Here is a 22,828-nt window from a genome sequence, read left to right on the forward strand (position 1 = left end):
GTAAGAGGAAATGGGGCGCGCCAGGGCTGTCCTCCCGGCGCGCCCCAGGGGCGGGTGTCGTCAGCCGCCCAGCTCCTGGTGACGGGCGGCGAGGCGCGCCGCGCCGTCCTCGGTCAGCGAACCGAAGAGGCGCAGGCGGGAGATGCCGCCGTCGGGGTAGATGTCGATGCGGACGTGCGTGCCCTTGGCCGCCGTGTCGAGCACGAACCGGTGGTTGGTGTCGGGCTGCAGACGGGTGCGGGGAAGCACCTCGGCCCAGTCACCGTCCTCGCCGTCCTTCACCGAAAGCGCGGCCCAGCCCGCCGAGTTGCCCTTGAGGTACGCGGTGTCGATCTCGACGGCGCGGATCTCGGACTGCTGGACGAGCTGGTAGCGGATCCAGTCGTTGCCCTTGTCGCGGCGGCGGCGGGTCTCCCAGCCGTCGTCCATCTTGCGGGAGCGGCCCGGCTGGATGGTGTTGGTGGCCGGCGAGTAGAAGCGGTCGGAGGCGTCCTCGACCTGGCCGCCGTTCTCCAGGGCGACGAGGTCCAGGGTGCCGAGCGCGGCGATCCACTTGGGGTCCGGCACGACCTCGCCGTAGACCCGCAGGCGGGCGATGCCGCCGTCGGGGTGCTGGTTGACGCGCAGGTGCGTGAAGCGCTGCTCGGCGGTGATCTCGAAGCCGTTGGCCGCGTGGCCGCCGACGGCGGTGCGCGGGACGAGCGTCGTCCACTTCACGTCGCCGGAGATCAGCTCGTCCGGCGTGGGCGAGCCCTCGACGTTGGCGCCCTCGATGGACACGGCCTGCGGGTAGTTGCCGCGGAAGTGGGCGGTGTCGACGACGATGCCGCGGATGACGCCGGGGGCGCCGAGGCGGACGAGCGCCCAGTCGTGGTCCTCGTCGGTGGGGTGCGGGACCTCGGCCGAGACGCCGCGGCGGCGGCGGGTCTCCCAGCCGTCCATGATCTTGCCCTTGTGGCCGAAGTGCTCGGGGTCGAACTCGGCGGCCTCGGGCTTCAGCAGGTTCTCGCGCTCGGCGAAGAACTCGTCGTTGGCGGCGATGACACCCGCGCCGAGCTGGCGGTCGGCCAGGTTGGCGTACTGGGTGAAGGGGAAGTCGGCGGTGCGGTAGTCGGCGTAGGGCTCGCCACCGCCGTACGGGGACGCGTCACCGGTGAAGGACGGTATCGCCACGGGAATCAGTTCTTCCTTTCGAGGAGACGGCCGGTGGGCTCGGTGAACTCGCCGGCCGCGTGGATGCGCTCGCCCCGCAGCCAGGTGGACTTCACGACACCGTGCAGGGTCTTGCCCGCGTACGCGGTGACCTTGTTGCGGTGCTGGAGTCCGGCGGGGTCGACGGTGAAGGTCTCGTCGGGCGCGAGGACCGCGAAGTCGGCGTCGCGGCCGGCCTCGATGGCGCCCTTCTGGTCCAGGCCGACCAGCTCGGACGTGCGCGCGGACATCCAGCGCACCACGTCGTCGAGGGAGTGGCCGCGCTTGCGGGCGGCGCTCCAGATGGCCGGGAGGGAGAGCTGGAGGCCGGAGATGCCGCCCCAGGCGGTGGCGAAGTCGTCCGTCTTCAGGTCGGCGGTGGACGGCGAGTGGTCGGTGACGATGCAGTCGACCGTGCCGTCGGCGAGCGCCTGCCACAGCAGGTCCTGGTTGGCGCCCTCGCGGATGGGCGGGCAGCACTTGAATTCGCTTGCGCCGTCCGGGACTTCCTCGGCGGTCAGCGTGAGGTAGTGCGGGCAGGTCTCGACGGTGATCTGCACGCCCTCGGCCTTGGCGGCGGCGATCAGCGGCAGCGCGTCGGAGGACGACAGGTGCAGCACGTGCACGCGGGCGTTCAGGCGCTTGGCGGTCTCGATGAGGCCCTTGATCGCCACGTCCTCGGAGATCCGCGGCCGGGTCTGCAGGTAGTCGCCGTACTTGGGGCCGCTCAGGTGCGGGGCGACGTCCAGCTCGTGCGGGTCCTCGGCGTGCACGATGAGCAGGCCGCCGAAGCCGGCGATCTCACCCATGGACGCGGCGAGCTGCTCGCGGTCGAGGTGCGGGAACTCGTCGACGCCGGAGGGTGAGAGGAAGCACTTGAAGCCGTAGACACCGGCGTCGTGCAGGGGCTTGAGGTCCTGGACGTTGTCCGGCAGCGCGCCGCCCCAGAAGCCGATGTCGATGTGGGCCTTGGTGCGGGCCACTTCCTGCTTCGTGCGCAGGTTGTCGACGGTGGTGGTCGGCGGCAGGGAGTTGAGCGGCATGTCCACGAGGGTCGTGATGCCGCCGGCGGCCGCGGCGCGGGTGGCCGTCCAGAAGCCCTCCCACTCGGTGCGACCGGGGTCGTTCACGTGGACATGGGTGTCGACGATGCCGGGGAGCAGTGCGTCGTCGCCGAAGTCCTCGAGCCGGGCGCCCGCGGGGACCTCCGCCTCGTACGGAAGGACGGCTGCGATCTTCCCGCCGGCAACGGCGACGGATGCGGCGCGCGTGCCCTCGGGGGTGACGACTCGCGTCGAGCGAAGGACCAGTTCCACGTCGGACACCCGTTTCCCCTTTCTTTGCCTCTTCCGCGGCTCCTGGGAGCACGGAAAGGGATATTCAACAATCTGTTGAACAAATCTTCACCGCGCCGTGCGGCCCAGTCAAGACCCCCCTGAAGTCATCCGGAGGGCTTCGTTCCGATTCTCCACCCAGCTTAGAGCTTTCCATGAAGCGAAAGCTAGATTTCGCTTTGCAGAATATACTTATCCACAAGACAGAGGCCACACGGTCACTCGCAGCGCCGGGCGACACCCGGACAAACGGTCACTGACCGGCGGAGATCTCCTCCACCGGGGCACCCGCACGCGAGCGACCGACGGGTAGGCTGCACCGACTGCTCCTGAAGCACCGAAAGGACCGCGCCGTGCCGACGTCCGACGCCACCACCGAAAGCGCCGCCACCAAGCCCGCCGCCACCGGCGGAGTCCAGTCACTTGAGCGCGCCTTCGACCTGCTCGAGCGTATGGCGGACGCGGGCGGCGAGGTCGGCCTGAGCGAGCTCTCCGCGAGCAGCGGACTGCCGCTGCCGACCATCCACCGCCTGATGCGCACCCTGGTCGCCACCGGGTACGTCCGCCAGCAGCCCAACCGCCGCTACTCCCTCGGCCCGCGCCTGATCCGCCTCGGCGAATCCGCCTCGCGCCTGCTCGGCACCTGGGCCCGCCCCTACCTCGCCCGCCTCGTCGAGGAGACCGGCGAGACCGCCAACATGGCGCTGCTCGACGGCGACGAGATCGTGTACGTGGCGCAGGTGCCGTCCAAGCACTCCATGCGCATGTTCACCGAGGTCGGCCGCCGCGTCCTGCCGCACTCCACCGGCGTGGGCAAGGCCCTGCTCGCCACCACCCCCGCGGACGAGGTGCGCGCCCTGCTCTCGCGTACGGGCATGCCGGCCGCGACGGAGAAGACGATCACCACGCCCGAGGGCTTCCTCGACGCGCTCGCGGAGGTCCGCGAGGCGGGGTACGCGGTGGACGACAACGAGCAGGAGATCGGGGTGCGCTGCCTCGCGGTCCCGGTCCCCGACTCCCCCACCGCGGCGGCCATCTCGATCTCCGGCCCGGCGGGCCGCGTCACCGAGGCCGCCACGGAGAAGATCGTCCCGATCCTCCAGCAGGTCGCGGCGGAGCTGTCCGTCGCTCTCGCGAACACGAACGGGTCCTGAGACGTTCCGCCTCTGAACCCGCCGTATCGCGCCATGCGTCGAGGCCCGAGCCGAATCGGCTCGGGCCTCTGGCTTTTCCCTCCGGGATGTACGTCCGCTCTCTTCGGGATGTACGTCCGCGCTTCCGGTTCTCCGGCCGGACCGGATTGTCAGTGCCGCCTGTCATCCCTGAGTCATGGCAGAGACGACGTACGCCGAACTCCTGGGCCGGATCGAGGAGTTCGCGAGTGAGCGATGCGCCCGGGAGCGGCTCGGGCTGCTCCACACCCTCATCGCCCCGCTGCTCGACCGGCTACGACGTACGCGGCGGCGGTCTGGCTACGCCTCCTCGCTGGGCAGGAGCTGGGGGCGGGAGCTGCGCGCGATGCATGCGCAGCTCACCGGGGTGAGGCGTTTCTTGCGGCAGCGCGCCTCAGACCTCCGCGTACGTGCCGAGCCTGCCGTCCACCATCTCCCGCACCTCGTCCGCCTCCGTGAGGTGGGTGTGGTCGTGCGTGACGAGGACGGTGGCCGTGGCGCGTTCGCGGGTGAGGCGGACGAGCAGGTCGAGGACGGCCGCGCCGCGCTCGTGGTCGAGGGCGCTGGTGGGTTCGTCGACGAGCAGCACGTCCGGCTCGTTCATCAGCGCGCGGGCGATGTTGACGCGCTGCCGCTGCCCGCCGGACAGCTGGTGCGGACGGCGGTCCGCCTGCCCGGCGAGGCCGACCGCGTCGAGCAACTCCCGGGCCCGGTCCCGTACTTGACGCGGCTTGCGGCCGTCCAGGTGGGCCATGACCTGGAGCTGCTCGGCGGCGGTCAGGGACGGCAGGAGGTTGGGCTGCTGGAAGACGACGCCGATCCGCTCGCGGCGCAGCGCGGACTTCTCGGCGCGGCTCAGCTCCGCCGTGGACGTGCCCGCCACGACGACTTGGCCGCTGTCCGGCGTGACCAGGGTGGCCGCGACGGCGAGCAGGCTGGACTTGCCGGACCCGGAGGGCCCGACGACGGCGGTCACGGATCCGGCCGGGACGTGCAGCTGCACGCTGTCGAGGGCGGTGAGCCGGCCGTCGCCGTCGGGGTAGGTGAGCGTGACGGAGTCGAGGTGCAGAGTCATCGGGCGCTCCCGAGCGCGGTGAGGGGGTCGACGGCGGTGATGCGGCGGACGGAGAGACCGGCGCCGAGCGCCCCGAGGGCGATCATCACGGCGGCGGGCACGAGGACGGTCTGCGGATCGAGGACGAACGGCACGTCCCCGCCGCCGATCAGGACGCCCGCCCCGGCGGCGAGCAGCGTGCCGAGCCCGGTCCCGGCGGCGAGCATCACGACGGCCTGGCCGAGCGCGTCCTTGAGGAGGTACGGGGTGGCGGCGCCGAGCGCCTTCAGGACGGCGATGTCGGCGCTGCGCTGGATCGTCCAGACCGTGAAGAACGCGCCGATCACCAGGGCGGAGATCGCGAACAGGAAGCCGCGCATCAACTGCAGCGAGCCGTTCTCGGCCTGGTAGGAGCCGATCGCGGTGAGCGCCTCGGTCAGGCTCGACGTCCGCGTCCCCGCCGCCCGGTCGCCGGCCGCCAGATCGGCCTCGCCGGTCGTGCGGAGCGCGACCACGGTCGCCTGCTCCCCGTCACCACCGGCTCCGCCTTGCCCGACCCGCTGCCAGTCGTCGAGCGTCGTCCACACGACCGCCGTGTGGCTGTACGAGGCCTCGCCCGCGACGGCCGCGACGCTCTGCTCCAGCGGCCCGATGCGTACGGTGTCGCCCGCCGCGACGCCCAGGTCGGCCGCGGCCTGCTCGGACAGGACGACCCGGCCGGGCGCGAGCCCGGACGGCGCGATGCCGGCGCCCGGTCGCACGCCGAACGCCGAGACGGCGGCGGTACGGTCCCCCGCCGTGCCGTTGAGGGTGCGGATGCCGACGGGCTCGGCCGACTCGACGCCGGGCTGCTCGGCCCACGCGTCCCAGGCCTTCTCCCCGAGGGACGAGTCGGTGAACGAGACCGACCTGCCGTCCGGGGGCGCGGCGAAGGCCAGGTGGTCGGCGGGCAGGCCGGTGACGGCCGAGGTGTTCTCCCGGGCGAGGCCCGCGGTCAGGCCCGAAAGGAGGCCGACGAGGAGCGTGATGAGCACGACCACCGTGCCCATGAGCGCGAACCGCCCCTTGGCGAACCTGAGATCTCTCCATGCGACGAACATGCCCCCACCGTGTCCCGGCGGGGCCCCGCCCGGCATCGCGCGCGGGTTCGGCCCTTGCGCGCCGTAGGTGGGAGCGGTTTTTAGAACTTTCGGTTGACCGGCCGCGCCGGGCCGTTGTCAGTGCGCGCGCCTACGCTGAACGGGTCATGGAAGCACGCTCACTCGCCCCTGTCCTGCGCGCGCTGCGCGGCTGTCTGCATCTGCTGACGGCCGGGCTCGTCGCGCTCGCCGCCGTGCGCGCCGTCAGCGCGGACGCTCCGCACGCCGCTGCGGTCGTGGCTGTCTGCGCGACCTTCGCGGCCATGTACGGGGCGGGGCTCACGCTGCCGCGGGTGCGCAGGTCGAAGGGCAGATCGGCGCTCTGGCTCGGGCTGCTCTGCGCGCTCTGGCTGGTCCTGCTCGTCCTCACACCGGACGCGTTGTGGACGGCGTTCCCGCTGTTCTTCCTGCAGCTGCACCTGCTGCCGCTGCGCTGGGGCGTGACGGCGGTCGCGGGCACCACGGCGGCGGCGATCACCGGGTTCGTCGCGCACGGCGCCGCGGCCTCGCCCGGCGCTGTGGTGGGGCCCGCCCTCGGCGCGGCCGTCGCGATCGGCACGGTCCTCGGCTACCGCGCGCTGCACCAGGAGAGCGAGCGCCGCCGCGAGCTCATAGAGGAGCTGCTCGCCACCCGCGCGGAGCTCGCCGAGGCGGAGCGCGCGGCGGGCACCCTCGCCGAACGCGAGCGGCTCGCGCGGGAGATCCACGACACCCTCGCCCAGGGCCTGTCCAGCATCCAACTGCTGCTGCGCGCCGCCGAACGCACCCTGCCCGAGGACGCCCCGGCTCTCGCGCACGTCCGCGAGGCGCGTGTGGCGGCGGTCGACAACCTCGCCGAGGCCCGCCGTTTCGTCCGCGCGCTGACCCCGCCCGACCTGGAGCACGGCTCGCTGGTCGCCGCCCTGGAACGGCTGTGCGGCACGCCCTCGGGGGCGACGCGGGTCGAGTTCGCCGTCAGCGGTACGCCGGTGGAGCTGCCGACGCCGTACGAGGTGGCGCTGCTGCGGGTCGCCCAGTCGGCGCTCGCCAACACGCTCCGGCACGCGGACGCCGAGCGCGCCTCGATCACGCTGAGCTTCATGGACACGTCGGTCGCGCTGGATGTCGTGGACGACGGGAGAGGGTTCCGGGAGGAGGACGCGCGCGGCACGGACGGCGCCGGTGGCCGTGGTTCGCGTACGGACGGCGGGTTCGGGCTGCGGGCGATGCGCTCGCGGGCCCAGTCGCTCGGCGGCACGCTCAGCGTGGAGTCCACACCCGGCCACGGCACGGCCCTGGCGATCACCCTGCCACTGCCGGCGGTACGGGCGTCCGCCCCTGACGAACGGCCCTCCCAGGAGGTGCGGGCATGACGGCCACTGCAGGTGCTCCCGGACCCATCCGGCTGCTGCTCGCCGACGACCACCCGGTCGTGCGGGCGGGGCTGCGTGCCGTGCTCGACACCGAGGCGGACTTCCGGGTCGTCGCGGAGGCGGCCAGCGCCGAGCAGGCGGTCGAGCTCGCGGCGGCCGAGGGGGGCGAGGGAATCGACGTCGTGCTCATGGACCTGCAGTTCGGCCCCGGCCGTATGCACGGCGCGGAGGCCACCGCCGCGATCGCCGCGCTGCCGGGCGGGCCGCGTGTCCTGGTCCTGACCACGTACGACACGGACGCCGACATCCTCGCCGCGGTCGAGGCCGGGGCGGCGGGCTACCTCCTCAAGGACGCGCCGCCGGAGGAACTGGCCGCGGCGGTGCGCACGGCGGCCGCCGGGCAGTCGGCGCTCGCTCCGGCGATCGCGCTGCGGCTGATGGACCGGATGCGGGCTCCTGCGGAGGCGTTGAGTCGGCGTGAGCTGGAGGTGCTCGGGCTTGTCGCAGACGGGCTGTCCAACCAGCAGATCAGCAAGCGGCTGTTCCTCAGCCAGGCCACGGTGAAGTCCCACCTCGTCCATGTCTTCGCCAAGCTGGAGGTCGACTCCCGCACGGCGGCGGTGGCGGTGGCGCGCAGCAGAGGCATGCTGCCCCGGTAGGGCCCGCCGTCGGCTCTCTCCCCCGCCCCTTCCCGAAAGTCCTGGCGGACGGCTCCGGGGGCGCCGCCCCCGCACCCCGGCTCGTCGTTCGGCTGCCGCGCCACTGTGGCTGAGCGCGCAGTTCCGCGCGCCCCTGTTCCGGGGCTCCGCCCCGGACCCCCCGCTCCTCAAACGCCGGAGGGGCTGTCTTTCAGGGGCGCGGGGAACTGCGCGACCAGCCACGACGGCGCGGCAGCCGAACGACAGCCGGGGACCGGGGCGAAGCCCCGGAGCCGACCGCAGGCCACGCGGCGGCAGCGCAAATCAGGTACAGCCGGGAAGGGGCGGGGGACGGGAAAAGGAGAAGACCAGGCCACCCTTCGCCTCGGTAAAGTAATTGGCCAGGCCGGCAAGGCCAATCGTGAGGAGTTGGTATGGCAGCCAGTGCAGGGAACGCGGGGAACACCGGGAACGTGGGGAACAACGGCAACAGCAGTCTGGGCAGCCGCCGCCTAGCCACCCTCCTCACCGCCACCGCAGGCCCCCACCCCGGCTACCGCCCCCTCGCCCACGCCGTGCGAACCCTGCTGCTCGACGGCCGTATCGCCCTCCGTACCCGCCTCCCCGCCGAGCGCGAGCTCGCGACGGCCCTCGGGATCAGCCGGGCCACGGTCACCGCGGCCTACGACCTGCTGCGTACCGACGGCTTCGCGCACAGCAGGCGCGGCTCGGGCACCTGGACCGCGTTGCCCGAGGGCCGACGCCCCAGCAGCGTCGCGTACGCCGTGACGGACGACGTGATCGACCTGGCCATGGCCGCCCCGTACGCACCGCAGGGCGAGCTCGCCGCGGCGCTGGCCGCGGTGTCCGGCGAAGTGGCCCGGCACGCGGCGACCGCGGGCTACCACCCTTACGGGCTGCCGGAGTTGAGGGCCGCGGTGGCCGAGCGGTTCACGCGGCGGGGGCTGCCCACCATCCCCGAGCAGATCCTGATCACCTCCGGGGCCCAGCAGGCGGTGTCGCTCACCCTGACCCTGCTCGCCCGGCCCGGCGACCGGGTCCTGGTGGAGAACCCCTCGTACACGAATGTGCTCGACGCGGTGCGCAGGGGCGGGCTGCGGGCGACGCCCGTGCCGGTGACGGACGAGGGCTGGGACACGGAGGTCGCGGAGTCGACGCTGCGGCAGACCGCGCCCCGACTCGCCTACCTGGTACCGGACTTCCACAATCCGACGGGCCGTCTGATGCCCGTCGAGCAGCGGCAGCGGTTCCTGGAGACGGCACGCCGTACGGGCACGTGGCTGATCATCGACGAGACCCTGACGGACATCGCCCTCGACGCCCCGCGGCCCGCGCCGTTCGCCTCGCTCGCCGGGCGCGGGGCGGGCGAACAGCTGGTCACCGTCGGCTCGTTGAGCAAGACGCACTGGGGCGGGCTGCGCATCGGCTGGGTGCGGGCGAGCTCCCAGCTGATCACCGAGCTGGCCACGCACCGGGTCCCGACGGACATCGCGGGCTCGGTCCTCGACCAGCTCCTCGCGGTCGAGCTGATCGAGCGCACGGAGGCGGTGCTCGCCGAGCGGCTGCCGCTGCTTCGCTCCCAACGCTCGGCGCTCGCGGCCGCGCTCGCGGAGCAACTCCCCGAGTGGCGTTGGCAGTTGCCGCCGGGCGGGCTGTGCCTGTGGGTGGATCTGGGCGCGCCGATCTCCTCGGCCCTGGCGACGGCCGCGCTCGATCACGGGGTGCGTATCGAGGGCGGCGCGCGCTTCGGCGCCGATCCGGGCACGCACGAGCACCGGCTGCGCATCCCCTACGCGCTGCCCGCCGAGCTCTGCGTGGAGGCGGTCGGCCGGCTCGCCAGGACGCTGGAGGCGGGCCTGCCCACGGCGAACGGCGAGCGCAGACACCGCCCTTGGATGGCCTGACCCGCCATCGCCTCAACGATCCGGCCGCCTCAGCCGTTTCACCTCGCCGCCGGTCCCCCGAAGACGTCCACTGCTTCCCGTACGTCGGTCAGTGCGCCGGTCAGGGCGCTCACCGAGCCGCAGGAACCCGCGATGAGCAGCAGGGAGCGGCGCAGCCGGGGCACCTCGGGGGTGCCGTGGGCGGCCATCGCGGCGAGTGCCGCCAGTTCGTCCTCCGCGATGCCGCGGTCCGGGAACTCAGCCGGGTACGCGGCCAGTTCGCGGCGCAGCCGGGACACGGCGGAGCGCAGCCGCTCCACCTTCGGATCCATGTCGCCGCCGCTGTCCACCGCTGACCGTCTCTGTCGCATGCTTCGCAACACAGTCCATCCCCCTCGCACGCCGTCGTGCGCCGTTCTCCTGCTGTGTGTCCGACTGCTGCGTCCGACCCACGTGCCCGAATGCTGTCCTTGACGCCCCGGTGCCGTCGGCGTCGCGCTGCTCACGCCACGCCCGTCACACGGTTCCCCCACGTCCCCCCGGCCCCCGTGTGGCGATGGTCGGTCGCCGGGGACGCGGGTCAGTAAACGCCACACGGCGGCGCGCTCGCCACTCCTCTGACCGAATTCCACCGCCTCGCGCCGTGTCCCGGACTGAGCGAAGTGTTCCGTTCCGTCCCGCGCGACGGCGGAGGCGTTCGTAGGCTGGCCGTATGAGCGAATCGAGGCTCGACGAGCCGGGCCCGTACGACCGAGTTGGCCGAATCACAGAGGCAGCAGAGGAAGCGGAGGAAGCCGGGGCGGGTGCGCCGCGGGTCGTGGGGCTGCTGCTCGCCGCGGGCGGCGGTCGGCGGCTCGGCGGCCGGCCGAAGGCGCTGCTGCCGTACCGCGGCCGACCGCTGGTGGAGCACGCCGTGGAGGTGCTGCGTACGGGCGGCTGCGCCGAGGTGCACGTCGTCATCGGGGCGGCCGCGGACCGCGTACGGGAGGAGGCCTCGCTCGACGGCTGCGTCCTTGTCGAGAACCCGGAGTGGGAGCAGGGCATGGGCTCGTCGCTCAGGGCCGGGCTCGACTCCCTCAGGGGCAGCGGCGCGGAGGCGGCGCTCGTGTCCCTGGTCGACCAGCCGGGGATCGGTGCGGAGGCGGTGGCCCGAGTGGTGGCCGCCCACACATCCCCGAAGAGTCTGGTGTGCGCGGCGTACACGGGCAGGCGCGGGCATCCGGTGTTGTTCGGGTCGGAGCGCTGGGCGGGGATCGCGGCGACGGCGACCGGGGACCGCGGGGCGCGCGCCTATCTGAAGGAGCACGAGGCGGACATCACACGGGTGGAGTGCGCGGATGTGGCCGAGGCGTTCGACATCGACACGGAGGCGGATCTGGTGCGGCTGCGGTGAACCTGGAGTGACCGGCGTGGCACTCAGAGCCATGTTCTGTCGACTCTGAGAATCTCGACGTCAACACACCTTGAACTTCCACCATGAGGAAACTACTATCCACTGGTCAGAAGCGCTCAGCGCTCCGGCGACCTAGAAGCCGGTTTTGGCCCCTTGCGGCACTCAGTGCCGCCCTCCGGCCACCCGTCTTCCGTGGCGTCGCCGCGGCACCGAGGCCTTCGGGCCGCACTTGTTCATCCCGCTGAAGGAAGTGACAGCTCATGTCCGCACCAGCGCCGTCCCCGCTGGCCATCGTCGACGCCGAGCCCCTGCCTCGGCAGGAAGAGGTCCTCACCGACGCTGCCCTCGCCTTCGTGGCGGAGCTGCACCGGCTGTTCACGCCCCGGCGTGACGAGCTCCTCGCCCGCCGCGCCGAGCGCCGCGCCGAGATCGCCCGCACTTCAACTCTCGACTTCCTCCCGGAGACCGCTCGGATCCGTGAGGACGACTCCTGGCGCGTGGCCCCCGCGCCCGCGGCCCTGAACGACCGCCGCGTGGAGATCACCGGTCCCACCGACCGCAAGATGACCATCAACGCCCTCAACTCGGGCGCCAAGGTCTGGCTCGCCGACTTCGAGGACGCCTCGGCCCCCACCTGGGAGAACGTGGTCCTCGGCCAGGTCAACCTGATGGACGCGTACGCGCGGAACATCGACTTCACCGACCCGAAGTCCGGCAAGTCGTACGCCCTCAAGGACGCCGACGAGCTCGCCACCGTCGTGATGCGCCCCCGTGGCTGGCACCTGGAGGAGCGGCACCTGAAGTTCGACGGCCGTGCCGTCCCGGGCGCCCTGGTCGACTTCGGCCTGTACTTCTTCCACAACGCCAAGCGCCTCATCGAGCTCGGCAAGGGCCCGTACTTCTACCTGCCGAAGACCGAGTCGCACCTCGAGGCCCGCCTCTGGAACGACATCTTCGTCTTCGCCCAGGACTACGTCGGCATCCCGCAGGGCACCGTCCGCGCCACCGTCCTGATCGAGACGATCACGGCCGCGTACGAGATGGAGGAGATCCTCTACGAGCTTCGCGACCACGCCTCGGGCCTGAACGCAGGGCGTTGGGACTACCTGTTCTCCATCGTCAAGAACTTCCGTGACGGCGGCGAGAAGTTCGTCCTGCCGGACCGCAACGCGGTGACGATGACCGCCCCGTTCATGCGTGCCTACACCGAGCTGCTCGTGCGTACGTGCCACAAGCGCGGCGCGCACGCGATCGGCGGCATGGCGGCCTTCATCCCGTCGCGCCGGGACGCCGAGGTCAACAAGGTCGCGTTCGAGAAGGTCAAGAACGACAAGGACCGCGAGGCCGGCGACGGCTTCGACGGCTCCTGGGTCGCCCACCCCGACCTGGTCCCGATCGCCATGGCCTCCTTCGACGCGGTCCTCGGCGACAAGCCGAACCAGAAGGACCGCCTCCGCGAGGACGTCTCCGTGGCGCCCGGCGACCTGATCGCCATCGACTCGCTCGACGCCAAGCCCACGTTCCAGGGTCTGGTCGACGCGGTCCAGGTCGGCACCCGCTACATCGAGGCGTGGCTGCGCGGCCTCGGCGCCGTCGCGATCTTCAACCTGATGGAGGACGCGGCCACCGCCGAGATCTCCCGCTCGCAGATCTGGCAGTGGATCAACGCCGGTGTGGTCTTCGAGAACGGCAAGACCGCCACCGCCGAGCTGGCCCGTGAGGTCGCGGCCGAGGAGCTCGCGAAGATCCGCGCGGAGATCGGCGAGGAGGCCTTCGCGGCCGGGCACTGGCAGCAGGCCCACGACCTGCTCCTCCAGGTGTCGCTCGACGCCGACTACGCGGACTTCCTGACGCTGCCCGCGTACGAGCAGCTGGCCGGCTAGGCCGCTCCGGTCGGCGGCCCGGCTGCCGACCGCGTATGACCCGTGCCCCGTGGCGCGCCCCAGCGGCGCCCCACGGGGCACGTCCATGTCCGGCCACGCGGCTCGACCGAAACGGTTGAGCCACCCACCGCCGCGCCAACTTGCTTTCGCCGCACGCCCGTTGATGGACTGATCCGCCTACGGGGAAGGCGGTACGCACATGACGGAACAGCGGACGCGAGGGCGCAGGGTCGCCGTCGTGGGCGGCAGCATCGCCGGGTGCGCGGCGGCGCTCGCGGCCCGGCGCGCGGGCGCGGACGCGGTCACGCTCTACGAGCGCGCGCCGGGCCGGCTCGGCGAGCGCGGCATGGGCGTGGCCGTGCACGCCGCGCGGTACGCGGAGCTGGCGGCGGCGGGCTATCTGGACGCCGCGATTCCGTGGGTGCAGATGGAGCGACGGCACTGGTACGTGCGGGACGCGGCCTGCCCCGACCCGCTCGGCCGTCGCATCGCGGGCATGGACTTCCCCTTCCGTACGTACAACTGGGGTTCTCTCTGGCACGAGTTGCGCGGCCGGATGCCCGCCGGGACGGAGGTGCGCTCCGGCACTCCGGTGACGGCCGTGGTGCGCGACGGGGACCGCGCGGAGGTCCGCACGGCGGCGGGCGCGGAGAGCTACGACCTGGTCGTGGGCGCGGACGGGCACCGTTCGGTGGTGCGCGGCGCGGCGTTCGCGGAGGTGGCGCCGCGGTTCGCGGGCTATCCGGCCTGGCGCGGCGCGTTCCCCGCGGAGCGGCTGCCGGACGCGGAGCGCTGGCCGGTCGGCAGTTGCGCGTACGTCGTCTTCCCCGGCGGCCATCTGATCGTCTATCGCATCCCGAGCGGCCCCGCCGACCCGGCGGGGCACCGCGTCAACTGGGTGCTCTACACGGCCCCTTCGACCGGTCTGACCCGCGCGCCGGGCGACCCGGACGCGCACGAGGACACCCTCGACGCCGCCCGCTGCGAGCAGCTCGCGCGCTTCGCCGACGCGTACTTGCCGCCGTACTGGGCGACGCTCCTGAAGACCACGGCGCGCGCCGAGCTCGCCGTGCAGACCCTGTACGACTTCACCGCGCCCCGCTACACCGCGGGCCCGCTGCTGCTGCTCGGCGACGCGGCGACGGTGGCCAGGCCGCACACCGGCGCCGGCGCGGTGAAGGCCCTCCAGGACGCCTCGGCCCTGGAGCGCGCCCTCACCGGGACGGCGGAACTGGGCGCGGCGCTCGACGCGTACGACGGCGAACGCGCGCCCACCGGGCGGACCCTGGTCGACCTGGGCCGGCGCCTGGGCGACGCGCTCGTGTCCCGTACGCCGGACTGGTCCGCCCTGGACCAGCAGGGCCTGGAGGAGTGGTGGCAACGGGCGGACGGCTCGGGGGCGTTCGGCGGCGGACAGCTGCGCCGCTGAACCCGTCGAGCCGTGCGCCCGGGGTTGCCCGGCTCCTGGCCCGGCCCCTGACCTGCCCTACTTGTCGAGCGGCGTGAGGCAGAGCGCGATGTCGGACGAGCCGCGCGTGTACGTGACGGTGAACTTGGAGTCGCCCGCCTTGCAGGTGAGGCTGTTCGCGGTGAAGCCCTCGTCGGAGACCTTGAACTCGGCCTTCGCGTCGGAGCAGGGGACCACGCGGATGTCCGGATCCTCGTCCGTGCCGAGCCGGTCGACGCACTCGCCGACGTCGGCGCCGGCGGCCGAAGTGTCCTTCTCGGCCGCTTCCTTGGCGTCCTGGGCCGCTTGCTCGGCGTCCTTGACGGTGTCGCCCTTGGTGCTGAAGTGCCAGATGCCGCCGACGATCAGCGCGATGACGACGGCGACGCCCTTCACGACCGTCTGGTTGAGCCCGCCGCCGCCACGCCGCGGCGGCTGCTGCTGCGGGCCGCCCTGGTAGGGCTGTTGGGGCTGGCCCTGGTACGGCTGCTGCGGCGGGCCCGGGTACGGCGCCTGGCCCTGCGGCGGCTGCCCGTACGGCGGCTGGCCCTGCTGCGGGTACCCGTACTGCTGGGGCGGCGGGCCCTGCTGGCCGTACGGGTTGTTGTAGCCGCCCTGGGGCGGAGGCATGGACATCGAGTTGACCTCTCGGAGTGGGGGTCTGGGTCGGCGTCTCGGCGCTGTCGCCCGATGACGTGTCCCCGTAAGTTATCCGCTTTCTGCCGCGGGCCCGGCGGGCGGGAGCGTCTCATCGCCGGGCTTTCGAGGGGCCGTTGTCAGTGGTGGGCGGCACCATGGGGAGCACGGGGAAACGGTGTGGAAGGGGTGAGCCGATGACCGGACGGCTGACCGCGGGCCAGCGGCGGATCGTAGCGGGGGCGGACGAGGTGACGGGCCGGATCACCGGTTCCGAGGCCCAGTTGGCGGGTCTGGTGCGGCTCGGCCTGGCGTTCCGGCACGCCCGGCCGCCGCGGGCGCACTTCCTGACGCCCGCCGGGCATCGCGCGCGGGCCGAGCTGCGCAGCGCCGCCCCGCCCCCGGCTGCGCCGGCCGCCGACACCGGGGGTGCGGTGTTCGCTGCCCGCACCGGGGCCGAGGCGGACGCTTTCACGCCGGGGCCCGCACGCCGCCGCGAGGTGCACAGCGCCTGGCAGGGCCTCCTGGAGCTGCGCCGGATGACGAACGCCGACGGGGCGACGGACCGCCCCTGCGCCTGGGAGCGCGGACATCTCGTCCAGGCCGCGGCGCTCGCCCTGGAGGCGGCCGGACGCATACCGGCCTCCGGCGCGGGCCCGGCCACGACGGCCGGCTACCGGGTCGCGGAGACGGAACAGCCGGAGGCGGTCGCGGTGCGGGCGATAGCCGGGCGGGGCGCGGCGGAGCAGTCCGTGCGGGCCGAACTCGCCACGTGCGCCGCGGCGTTGGAGCGGGCCGGCTGGCAGACGAGCGAGCACGGGGAGCGGGGTGGGGGCCGTCTGCTGCTCGCGTCGCCGCGGCGCGTCTGAGCTGTGCTCCGCCCCGGGCCGCCGGAATGCCCTCGCCCTGACCGCAGTTGAGCAACACGGCCACGCGACTCGCGTGGCCGTGGACCGAAGGGAAGACCGTGACCGAAGCGTTCTCCGTGCCCGTGACCGTCCGTGGTTACGAGACCGACGTGCAGGGACATCTCAACCAGGCGGTGTATCTGCAGTACGCCGAGCACGCCCGCTGGTCCCTGCTCCAGGCCGCCGGGATCCGGCAGAACGACCTGGTGGACCAGGGCGTCGGCCCTGTGGTCCTGGAGACCACGATCAGGTACCTGCGCGAGCTGCACGCCGGGGACGAGGTCACGGTGGACTGCGTCTTCCACTGGGGCGAGGGCAAGACGTTCCGCATCACCCAGACCATCCGCAAGGCCGACGGCACGGTCTCGGCGGAGGTCTCCGGGATCGGCGGCCTCATGGACCTGAAGGCCCGCAGACTGGTGCCCGCCCCGCAGGAGGTCTTCCGAACCCTCGCGGACCAGCCGGAGCTGTTCGGCCTCTGAGGCACGGGGCTGTGCCGGGGGCGGGCCACGGGGCGGGGCCCTGAGCAATGGTGGGGCCCGAACCGCGAGGTTCGCCCCGAGCAAGGGTGCGGCCCAGACCCCGGGGGCGAGCCCCAGAGCAAGGGCGGGGCCCGGACCGCGGACCGGAGCCCGGAGCAAGGGCGGGACCGGGACCGCGAGGCAGGGCCCGGACCGGCGGCAGGGCCCGGACCGGCGGCCAGGCCCGGACCAAGGGCACAGCCCGGACCAAGGGCGAGGCCCGGACCGGCGGCCAGGCCCGGACGAAGGGCGAGGTCCGGACCAGAGGCGAGGCCCAAGCCAGGGGCTGGGGTGAGGCCCAGGCCCTGGCCAGGGGCAAGGGCAGGGGAAAGGCCCAGGCCAGGGGCAGGGTCTGGTGGGGGCTCGTTTACCCTGGGGGCGGGTCGTGACTGGCGCTGAGGTGGAGTACCACCGGGGAGCGGCCCGGCGGTCTCCGTCGCCGTACACCACGTACGCTGCCGCGCGCCTGGGCGAAATCCGCAGTTGATGCCGACGACGCCCGGGAGCACCCCATGGCCGCACAGCCCACCGAGACCCTGAACGCCCAGCTCATGGACGGCACCGCCGTCGCCCGCCGGATCGTGGAGCGCACCGCCGCCCGCGCCGCGGCCCTGACCGAGCGCACCGGCGCCACCCCCTGTCTGGCGACCGTGCTCGTCGGCGAGGACCCGGCGTCGGTGACGTACGTGAAGATGAAGCGGAACCGCTGCGAGAAGGCGGGGATCCGGTCCCGGCACGTGCCGATGCCCGCCGACACGACCACCGAGCAGCTGGTCGCCAAGCTCACCGAGCTGTCCGCCGACCCCGAGGTGCACGGCATCCTGCTGCAGCACCCGTGCGGCGAGCACATCGACGAGCGGGCCGCGTTCGAGGCGATCGCGCCGGAGAAGGACGTCGACGGCGTGACGATGCGCTCGTTCGCGGCGATGGGCTTCGCGCTGCCCGGCTTCGCGTCCTGCACGCCGGGCGGCATCATGCGGCTCCTCGACGCGTACGACGTCGACCCGACGGGGAAGCGCGCCGTGGTCGTCGGGCGCAGCGCGATCCTCGGCAAGCCGGTCGGCATGATGCTGCTCGCGCGGGACGCGACGGTCACGTACTGCCACTCGCGTACGCGGGAGCTGTCCTCGCTGGTCCGTGAGGCGGACATCCTCGTCGCGGCGGTCGGGCGGCCCGAGTTCATCAAGGGCGCGGACATCAAGCCGGGCGCGGTCGTCATCGACGCCGGGTACAACGCGGGCAACGTGGGCGATGTGGAGTTCGCCGCGGCGGCCGAGCGGGCGAGCCTGATCACGCCGGTGCCGGGCGGCGTCGGCCCGATGACGATCGCGGTGCTCCTGGAGCAGACCCTGGACGCGGCCGAGCGACAGCTGGGCACGGCCTCCGCCGTCTGACGCCCCGCGCACCCCGGTGTACGGTCGGTCCCGGTCGTGGCGTCGCGCCGCGTGCGCCCGGCCTGGAAACCGCCCGTACGCAGGGGATACGCAGGGGATATGCAGGGGAGACGACCCACGATGAGCCCGCGCCGGAGCCCCGGGGCCGCCGGGGAGCCGACCTTCACCGAGCGGGCCCGCCGCGAGCAGCTCGTGGCATGCACGATCGAGCTGATCGCGAGCCGCGGCTACCCGGCGGCCTCGCTCGCCGCGATCGCCGAGCGCGCGGGTCTGTCGAAGGCGGCGGTGCTCTACCACTTCGGGTCGAAGGACAAGCTGACGCGGGCCGCGTTCGAGCATGTGGTGAGCCGGTTCGCGGCGTATGTGCACGAGCGGGTGGACGCGGCGCCCGATCCGCGCGCGGCGCTCGTGGCGTACGTGCGCGCGATGGTCGGCTACCAGCAGGCCCACCGCAGCCATGTCTGCGTCATCACCGAGACGCTCCTCGACGACGCGGGCGGCACCCGTCTGAAGACGCCGGGCGGGCACGCGGCCACGGGCCGGCTCGACGGCCTCGTCGAACTCCTCGTTGCCGGTCAACAGGCGGGCGTCTTCCGGGAGTTCGAGCCGCGTACGGCCGCCCTGGCCGTGGGCGGCGCGATCGACGGCGTGGTCGCGGCCTGGCTGTCGGACCCGGAGCTCGACCTGGACGCGGCGGCCGAGGAGCTGGTCGCGTTCACGCTGCGGGCGATCGACGCCTGACCTCGGGTCCGGCAGACGCCGGTCCGGCGGGGTCCGGTCCGGCGGGGTCCGGTCCGGCAGGGTCCGGTCCGGCAGGGTCCGGTCCGGCAGGGCCCCTGCGCGCGAACTCCGGTGCGTGTTCCGGTCGTACGCCCATACCGCCCGCGTACGCCGCGAGCCCCTGGAGGAGGCGGGAGCGGCGCAGGGCGCGCAGCGGCAGCGGGAGCGGGCGGGCGTCGAGGGTGCCGTCCAGGGCGGGGCGGATCAGCATGCCGTGCTCGGCGAGCTGCGACTTCTGCGTGACGGCCACGGGGAGTCGGCGCCGCTTCTGCACCCGCGCGAGCTCGGCCTCGGTGACCCGGCCGCGGCGCAGCGGCCCGGCGAGGATGCGGGCGGCGGCCACCGCGTCCTGCACGGCGAGGTTGACGCCGACGCCGCCGACCGGGGACATGGTGTGCGCGGCGTCGCCGATGCAGAGCAGGCCGTCGGCGTACCAGCGCGGCAGGCGGCCCATCGTGACGTCGAGCGTCTTCACGTCGTCCCACGTGCGGATCGCGTCCGTCAATTCCGGTCCCCAGCCGAAGAGTTGGCCGAGGTTCTCGCGCAGTTCGCGTACGTCCCGGCTGCGGCGGGCGGCGTCGGTGCCCTTCGCGATGAGGTAGGAGGTCTGGTAGTAGTCGCCGCGGTCCATGGTGACGGCGACCTGTCCCGACCCGAAGCGGCCGAAGACGCGTCCGCTGTGCGCGGCGTCCGGGTCGGGCGCGGGCACCCGGATCTGCCATACGTCCATGGGCACGGGGAAGCTCCGCTGCCGCAGGCCGGCCGCCGCGGCGACGACGGAGTTCCGCCCGTCGCAGGCGACGACGAGATCGGCGGCCAACTTACCCTCGCCCCCGCCGTGTTCGCGCAGCCGTACGCCCGTGACGCGACCCGCGGAGTCCGTGAGCAGGCCGGTGACGGCGGTGTTGCGGCGGAGCGTGAACGTGGGCTCGACGGCCGCCGCTTCGGCGAGCAGGTTCAGAAAGTCCCACTGCGGGACCATCGCGATGTACTTGCGCCGCGTCCGCCCCGGCATGCGCCGGAAGTCCGCCATGGTCACCGTGACCCCGGCGACCTGAATGCGCATCTCCTCCAGGCGGTGCGCGGGCAACTCCTCGAAGCGGGCGCCGAGGCCGAGTTCGTCGAGCAGGCGGAGCGTCGAGGGGTGGACGGTGTCGCCGCGGAAGTCGCGCAGGAAGTCCCGGTGCTTCTCCAGGACGGTCACGTCGACTCCGGCGCGGGCGAGCAGCAGCCCGAGCATCAGGCCGGCGGGGCCGCCGCCGACGATGCAGCAGGTCGTGCGTTCCCGGGGTGCGGCAGTGGTCATGACAGTACCTCCACAGCAGGGCTGACCGGCTGGCCAGCACAGGGCTGACCGGCTGGCCAGCACAGGGCTGACCGGCTGGCCAGCACAGGTCTGACCGGATGGCCAGCAATCTAACCGATCGGTCAGACGCCCCTTCGGCGGGACCCCCAGCCCCCCTCTCTCCTATCGATCGAAACGCTCAACTCCGTTCAATCCATTGAGCGTTCGATCGTTTGCGTGCTAGAAACCGCTCACTTCCCGCCGCCCGCAGCCATCCCTCCCTGCCTTCGGAGCCCTCTCATGACCACGTCGCCCACCCACCGCTGGTCCCGTCGCGGATTTCTCACCACGTCCGGGGCCGCCGCCCTCACGCTCGGCCTCGCGAGCGGCGGCGGCACGGCAGCCGGGGTTCAACTCACCGCGGACGCGGACGAGTTCGCCGCGCTGCGCGCCCGCTGGCGCACCCTTCTGCTCGGCGAGGGCTTCAGCCCCACCGCCGAGCCGTTCCGCACCAAGCTGGCCGCGCTCGGGGCGACCGCCCGCCGCCACCTGGACGCGCTCGACCCGAAGCCGGGCTCGCTGTGGCCGGACGCGGTCTGGGCGGATCCCGAGCCCGACAAGGACCAGGAGTCGTACGGCTACTCCGGGAAGATCCAGGAGAGCGCGACCCGGCTGCGGACGCTCGCCGAGGCGTACTGCCGGCCCGGCACGGGACTCACCGGCGACGCGCCGGTCAGGGAGAAGATCATCGCCGCGTTCGCGCATCTGATCGCGGACGTGTACCACGAGGGCCAGGCCCCGTACGGGAATTGGTACAGCTGGGAGATAGGCGCCCCGCAGCCGCTGCTCGACGTGGCGGTGCTGCTGCACGAGCACCTGGACGCCGAGCAGATCGCGGCGACCGTGCGGGCCGTCGACCACTTCGTGCCGGACTCCAAGGTCGCGAACTACACGGGCACCAGCACCGGCGCCAACCGGATCGACCTCTGCCGGGTGCTCGCGCTCCGCGGTGTCCTCGACGGCACGGCGGCCAAGGTGGCCCTTGCGCGGGACGCGATGTCGCCGACGTTCCCGTACGTCACGAAGGGCGACGGGCTCTACGCCGACGGCTCGCTGATCCAGCACACCAACGTGCCGTACACCGGGTCGTACGGGGCCGTGCTCATCGACGGGACCGGGCGGCTGCTCGCACTGCTCGACGGTTCGAGCTGGCAAGTCACCGACCCGAAGCGGCAGTTGTTCCTGGACGCGGTGGAGGCGGCGTACGCGCCGTTCCTGCACGACGGGCTGATGATGGACGGCGTCTCGGGGCGGGCGATCAGCCGGGGCCTGTCCGCCGGGGACCCGAGCGGGGTGCAGCAGGACGACCATCTGCGCGGCCATGCCGTGATCGGCTCGGTCCTCGTCCTCGCGCAGGGCGCGAGCGCGGCGGAGGCGGCACGCTGGAAGGCGCTGGCCAAGGGCTGGTTGACGCGCGACCGGTACGCGGACGTGACGACCGGCCGCACCCTCGGCGTCGCCGCGCTGTCCCGCGTGAACGCGCTGCTCGCCGACGCGGCCGTCAAGGCGGCCCCCGAGGCGCTCGGCCACCGCCTCTTCCCGTCCATGGACCGCGCCGTGCACCGCACCCGCACGTTCACGGCGTCCCTGTCGATGGCCTCGAAGCGGATCACGTACTACGAGAACGGCAACGGCGAGAACGTCCGCGGCTGGCACACGGGTACCGGGATGCTCTACTGGTGGGCCGAGGATGCCAACGGCGGCCAGTACAGCGACGGTTACTGGCCCACCGTCGACCCGTACCGGCTGCCCGGCACCACCGCGTCCCTGAAGAAACTCGCCGACGGCGAGGGCGGCGCGTGGGGTGCGGCGGCTCCGGCCACGACCTGGGTGGGCGGCACGAGCGACGGCACGTACGCGACGCTCGCGCAGCACCTGCTCGGCCTCTCCTCCACGCTGCGGGCCCGGAAGTCCTGGTTCTTCCTCGACGACGCGGTGGTCTGCCTCGGCGCCGGCATCACCGCCGCGGACGGCACGGGCGTACAGACGGTGGTCGACAACCGCTGCCTGGGCGCGGACGGCACGGCGGGGCTCGTCGTCGACGGCCGCGTCCGCGAGACCAACGGCACGGTCGACGGCGCCGGTTGGGCCCACCTCGAAGGGCATGCCGGGTACGTCTTCCCCGGCGGCGCTCCCCTCACCACGCTCCGCGAGGAGCGCACGGGCGCCTGGAAGGACATCAACGGCGGCGGCGCGACGACCCCGGTCACCCGGCGGTACGTCACCCTCACCGCCGACCACGGCACGGACCCGACGGACGCCTCGTACGCGTACGTCGTCCTCCCCGGCGCGAGCCGGCAGCGCACCGAGGAGCGGGCGGCGGACCGCGACTGGCTGCTGCCGCTCGCCAACTCGGCGCGGGTGCAAGGCATTCGGGTCCCCTCGCTCGGCTTCACGGGCGTCACGTTCTGGGAGCCGGGCACGGCCGGCAAGGTCACGGTGGACGCGCCGGTGTGCGTGCAGATCGTGGAGCGCGGCGACGGCACGGCGGTGGTCTCGGTCAGCGACCCCAACCGCGCGGTGCAGGGCTTCCACCTGACCTGGGACCACCCGGTCCGTACGGTCCTCAGCAAGCCCTCGACCGTGACCTCCGCCGGTACGGGCACGTCCCTGAGCCTCACCTTCGGGGACCTGAGCGGGACGGGCGGCGGGACGCAGCGGGTGGTGGTCCAGGTGCGGTGAGGTGAGGTGTTCTGCGGTGCGGTTATCGTGGCCGCTGTCCGGAGGACGTGGACGT

19 protein-coding genes and 1 riboswitch are annotated in these 22,828 nt (G+C 73.0%); of the genes, 12 read left to right on the plus strand and 7 right to left on the minus strand.

All coding sequences use genetic code 11. The annotated features are described in order from the left end of the window. Positions 1-60: 60 nt before the first annotated feature. Entirely contained in the window at positions 61-1,173 is a 1,113-nt protein-coding gene (gene alc / locus QIS96_RS15895; RefSeq protein WP_282543240.1) for an allantoicase, read from the minus strand. 5 nt (positions 1,174-1,178) lie between these two features. After that, positions 1,179-2,516 carry an allantoinase AllB gene (gene allB, locus QIS96_RS15900; RefSeq protein WP_282543241.1) on the minus strand — a complete coding sequence of 446 codons (1,338 nt, stop codon included), beginning with the start codon at positions 2,514-2,516 and terminating at the stop codon, positions 1,179-1,181. A 362-nt stretch (positions 2,517-2,878) separates the two neighbouring features. Between allB and QIS96_RS15905 the strand changes: the two genes are divergently transcribed. Then, on the plus strand, positions 2,879-3,679 hold the full coding sequence (locus QIS96_RS15905; RefSeq protein WP_282543242.1) for an IclR family transcriptional regulator: 801 nt from the start codon (positions 2,879-2,881) through the stop codon (positions 3,677-3,679). Between the two features lie 412 nt (positions 3,680-4,091). On the opposite strand, the gene QIS96_RS15910 is transcribed toward QIS96_RS15905, so the two are convergent. Both QIS96_RS15910 and QIS96_RS15915 read right to left on the minus strand, forming a co-directional pair. Then, positions 4,092-4,772 (minus strand): ABC transporter ATP-binding protein, encoded by a 681-nt coding sequence (locus QIS96_RS15910; protein ID WP_282543243.1) that lies wholly within the window; start codon positions 4,770-4,772, stop codon positions 4,092-4,094. Beyond that, positions 4,769-5,851 (minus strand): ABC transporter permease, encoded by a 1,083-nt coding sequence (locus QIS96_RS15915; protein WP_282543244.1) that lies wholly within the window; start codon positions 5,849-5,851, stop codon positions 4,769-4,771. Before QIS96_RS15915 ends, QIS96_RS15910 begins: the two co-directional genes overlap by 4 nt. Before the next feature lie 146 nt (positions 5,852-5,997). On the opposite strand from QIS96_RS15915, the gene QIS96_RS15920 reads away from it, so the two are divergent. The 3 genes from QIS96_RS15920 to yczR all read left to right on the plus strand — a co-directional run bounded on the left by QIS96_RS15920 (position 5,998) and on the right by yczR (position 9,805). Beyond that, positions 5,998-7,242, plus strand: coding sequence for a sensor histidine kinase (locus QIS96_RS15920; RefSeq protein ID WP_282543245.1), 1,245 nt, complete (start codon positions 5,998-6,000; stop codon positions 7,240-7,242). After that, the gene (locus QIS96_RS15925) at positions 7,239-7,901 is read left to right on the plus strand and encodes a response regulator (RefSeq protein WP_282543246.1); all 663 of its coding nucleotides are present in this window, start codon (positions 7,239-7,241) and stop codon (positions 7,899-7,901) included. Before QIS96_RS15920 ends, QIS96_RS15925 begins: the two co-directional genes overlap by 4 nt. 413 nt (positions 7,902-8,314) lie before the next feature. Beyond that, positions 8,315-9,805 (plus strand): MocR-like transcription factor YczR, encoded by a 1,491-nt coding sequence (gene yczR / locus QIS96_RS15930; protein WP_282543247.1) that lies wholly within the window; start codon positions 8,315-8,317, stop codon positions 9,803-9,805. A gap of 38 nt (positions 9,806-9,843) precedes the next feature. On the opposite strand, the gene QIS96_RS15935 is transcribed toward yczR, so the two are convergent. Continuing rightward, entirely contained in the window at positions 9,844-10,155 is a 312-nt protein-coding gene (locus QIS96_RS15935) for a DUF5955 family protein (RefSeq protein WP_282543248.1), read from the minus strand. Positions 10,156-10,496: 341 nt separating this feature from the next. On the opposite strand from QIS96_RS15935, the gene QIS96_RS15940 reads away from it, so the two are divergent. From QIS96_RS15940 to QIS96_RS15950, 3 genes are all read left to right on the plus strand, one after another. Continuing rightward, the gene (locus QIS96_RS15940) at positions 10,497-11,177 is read left to right on the plus strand and encodes a nucleotidyltransferase family protein (protein WP_282543249.1); all 681 of its coding nucleotides are present in this window, start codon (positions 10,497-10,499) and stop codon (positions 11,175-11,177) included. A gap of 260 nt (positions 11,178-11,437) precedes the next feature. After that, complete coding sequence (gene aceB / locus QIS96_RS15945; RefSeq protein ID WP_282543250.1) at positions 11,438-13,060, plus strand: malate synthase A; 1,623 nt, start codon at positions 11,438-11,440, stop codon at positions 13,058-13,060. A 199-nt stretch (positions 13,061-13,259) separates the two neighbouring features. Then, positions 13,260-14,489, plus strand: coding sequence for an FAD-dependent monooxygenase (locus QIS96_RS15950; protein ID WP_282543251.1), 1,230 nt, complete (start codon positions 13,260-13,262; stop codon positions 14,487-14,489). Between the two features lie 57 nt (positions 14,490-14,546). On the opposite strand, the gene QIS96_RS15955 is transcribed toward QIS96_RS15950, so the two are convergent. Then, positions 14,547-15,143: an LppU/SCO3897 family protein gene (locus QIS96_RS15955; RefSeq protein WP_282543252.1), complete on the minus strand. Its 597-nt coding sequence runs from the start codon at positions 15,141-15,143 to the stop codon at positions 14,547-14,549. A gap of 197 nt (positions 15,144-15,340) precedes the next feature. Here QIS96_RS15955 and QIS96_RS15960 point away from each other — a divergent pair, with 197 nt between their 5' ends. The 4 genes from QIS96_RS15960 to QIS96_RS15975 all read left to right on the plus strand — a co-directional run bounded on the left by QIS96_RS15960 (position 15,341) and on the right by QIS96_RS15975 (position 18,707). Next, on the plus strand, positions 15,341-16,012 hold the full coding sequence (locus QIS96_RS15960; protein WP_282543253.1) for a hypothetical protein: 672 nt from the start codon (positions 15,341-15,343) through the stop codon (positions 16,010-16,012). Between the two features lie 98 nt (positions 16,013-16,110). Then, on the plus strand, positions 16,111-16,533 hold the full coding sequence (locus QIS96_RS15965) for an acyl-CoA thioesterase (protein WP_282543254.1): 423 nt from the start codon (positions 16,111-16,113) through the stop codon (positions 16,531-16,533). Positions 16,534-16,947: 414 nt separating this feature from the next. Further along, positions 16,948-17,051, plus strand: a riboswitch (ZMP/ZTP riboswitch). Positions 17,052-17,084: 33 nt separating this feature from the next. Next, positions 17,085-17,966, plus strand: coding sequence for a bifunctional 5,10-methylenetetrahydrofolate dehydrogenase/5,10-methenyltetrahydrofolate cyclohydrolase (locus QIS96_RS15970; RefSeq protein WP_282543255.1), 882 nt, complete (start codon positions 17,085-17,087; stop codon positions 17,964-17,966). 120 nt (positions 17,967-18,086) lie between these two features. After that, positions 18,087-18,707 (plus strand): TetR/AcrR family transcriptional regulator, encoded by a 621-nt coding sequence (locus QIS96_RS15975; RefSeq protein WP_282543256.1) that lies wholly within the window; start codon positions 18,087-18,089, stop codon positions 18,705-18,707. Here QIS96_RS15975 and QIS96_RS15980 read toward each other — a convergent pair. Beyond that, positions 18,682-20,052 carry an FAD-dependent oxidoreductase gene (locus tag QIS96_RS15980; RefSeq protein ID WP_282543257.1) on the minus strand — a complete coding sequence of 457 codons (1,371 nt, stop codon included), beginning with the start codon at positions 20,050-20,052 and terminating at the stop codon, positions 18,682-18,684. The two genes, QIS96_RS15975 and QIS96_RS15980, sit on opposite strands and share 26 nt — an antisense overlap. Before the next feature lie 279 nt (positions 20,053-20,331). On the opposite strand from QIS96_RS15980, the gene QIS96_RS15985 reads away from it, so the two are divergent. Then, a complete protein-coding gene (locus QIS96_RS15985) occupies positions 20,332-22,773 on the plus strand; it encodes a polysaccharide lyase 8 family protein (protein WP_282543258.1) in 2,442 nt (813 codons plus the stop codon). Positions 22,774-22,828 lie beyond the last annotated feature (55 nt).

Origin of the sequence: Streptomyces cavernicola (assembly GCF_029968035.1) — a bacterium.
In the GTDB taxonomy this organism is placed as follows: Bacteria; Actinomycetota; Actinomycetes; order Streptomycetales; family Streptomycetaceae; genus Streptomyces; species Streptomyces cavernicola.

What these genes read in the sequence shown, in the direction of transcription:
- QIS96_RS15915 (WP_282543244.1), bottom strand. Translation starts at nt 5,851, where the DNA reads ATGTTCGTCGCATGGAGAGATCTCAGGTTCGCCAAGGGGCGGTTCGCG.
- QIS96_RS15910 (WP_282543243.1), bottom strand. Translation starts at nt 4,772, where the DNA reads ATGACTCTGCACCTCGACTCCGTCACGCTCACCTACCCCGACGGCGAC.
- QIS96_RS15935 (WP_282543248.1), bottom strand. Translation starts at nt 10,155, where the DNA reads ATGCGACAGAGACGGTCAGCGGTGGACAGCGGCGGCGACATGGATCCG.
- yczR (WP_282543247.1), top strand. Translation starts at nt 8,315, where the DNA reads ATGGCAGCCAGTGCAGGGAACGCGGGGAACACCGGGAACGTGGGGAAC.
- QIS96_RS15970 (WP_282543255.1), top strand. Translation starts at nt 17,085, where the DNA reads ATGGCCGCACAGCCCACCGAGACCCTGAACGCCCAGCTCATGGACGGC.
- aceB (WP_282543250.1), top strand. Translation starts at nt 11,438, where the DNA reads ATGTCCGCACCAGCGCCGTCCCCGCTGGCCATCGTCGACGCCGAGCCC.
- QIS96_RS15950 (WP_282543251.1), top strand. Translation starts at nt 13,260, where the DNA reads ATGACGGAACAGCGGACGCGAGGGCGCAGGGTCGCCGTCGTGGGCGGC.
- QIS96_RS15960 (WP_282543253.1), top strand. Translation starts at nt 15,341, where the DNA reads ATGACCGGACGGCTGACCGCGGGCCAGCGGCGGATCGTAGCGGGGGCG.
- QIS96_RS15920 (WP_282543245.1), top strand. Translation starts at nt 5,998, where the DNA reads ATGGAAGCACGCTCACTCGCCCCTGTCCTGCGCGCGCTGCGCGGCTGT.
- QIS96_RS15955 (WP_282543252.1), bottom strand. Translation starts at nt 15,143, where the DNA reads ATGTCCATGCCTCCGCCCCAGGGCGGCTACAACAACCCGTACGGCCAG.
- QIS96_RS15940 (WP_282543249.1), top strand. Translation starts at nt 10,497, where the DNA reads ATGAGCGAATCGAGGCTCGACGAGCCGGGCCCGTACGACCGAGTTGGC.
- QIS96_RS15925 (WP_282543246.1), top strand. Translation starts at nt 7,239, where the DNA reads ATGACGGCCACTGCAGGTGCTCCCGGACCCATCCGGCTGCTGCTCGCC.
- QIS96_RS15985 (WP_282543258.1), top strand. Translation starts at nt 20,332, where the DNA reads ATGACCACGTCGCCCACCCACCGCTGGTCCCGTCGCGGATTTCTCACC.
- QIS96_RS15980 (WP_282543257.1), bottom strand. Translation starts at nt 20,052, where the DNA reads ATGACCACTGCCGCACCCCGGGAACGCACGACCTGCTGCATCGTCGGC.
- QIS96_RS15975 (WP_282543256.1), top strand. Translation starts at nt 18,087, where the DNA reads ATGAGCCCGCGCCGGAGCCCCGGGGCCGCCGGGGAGCCGACCTTCACC.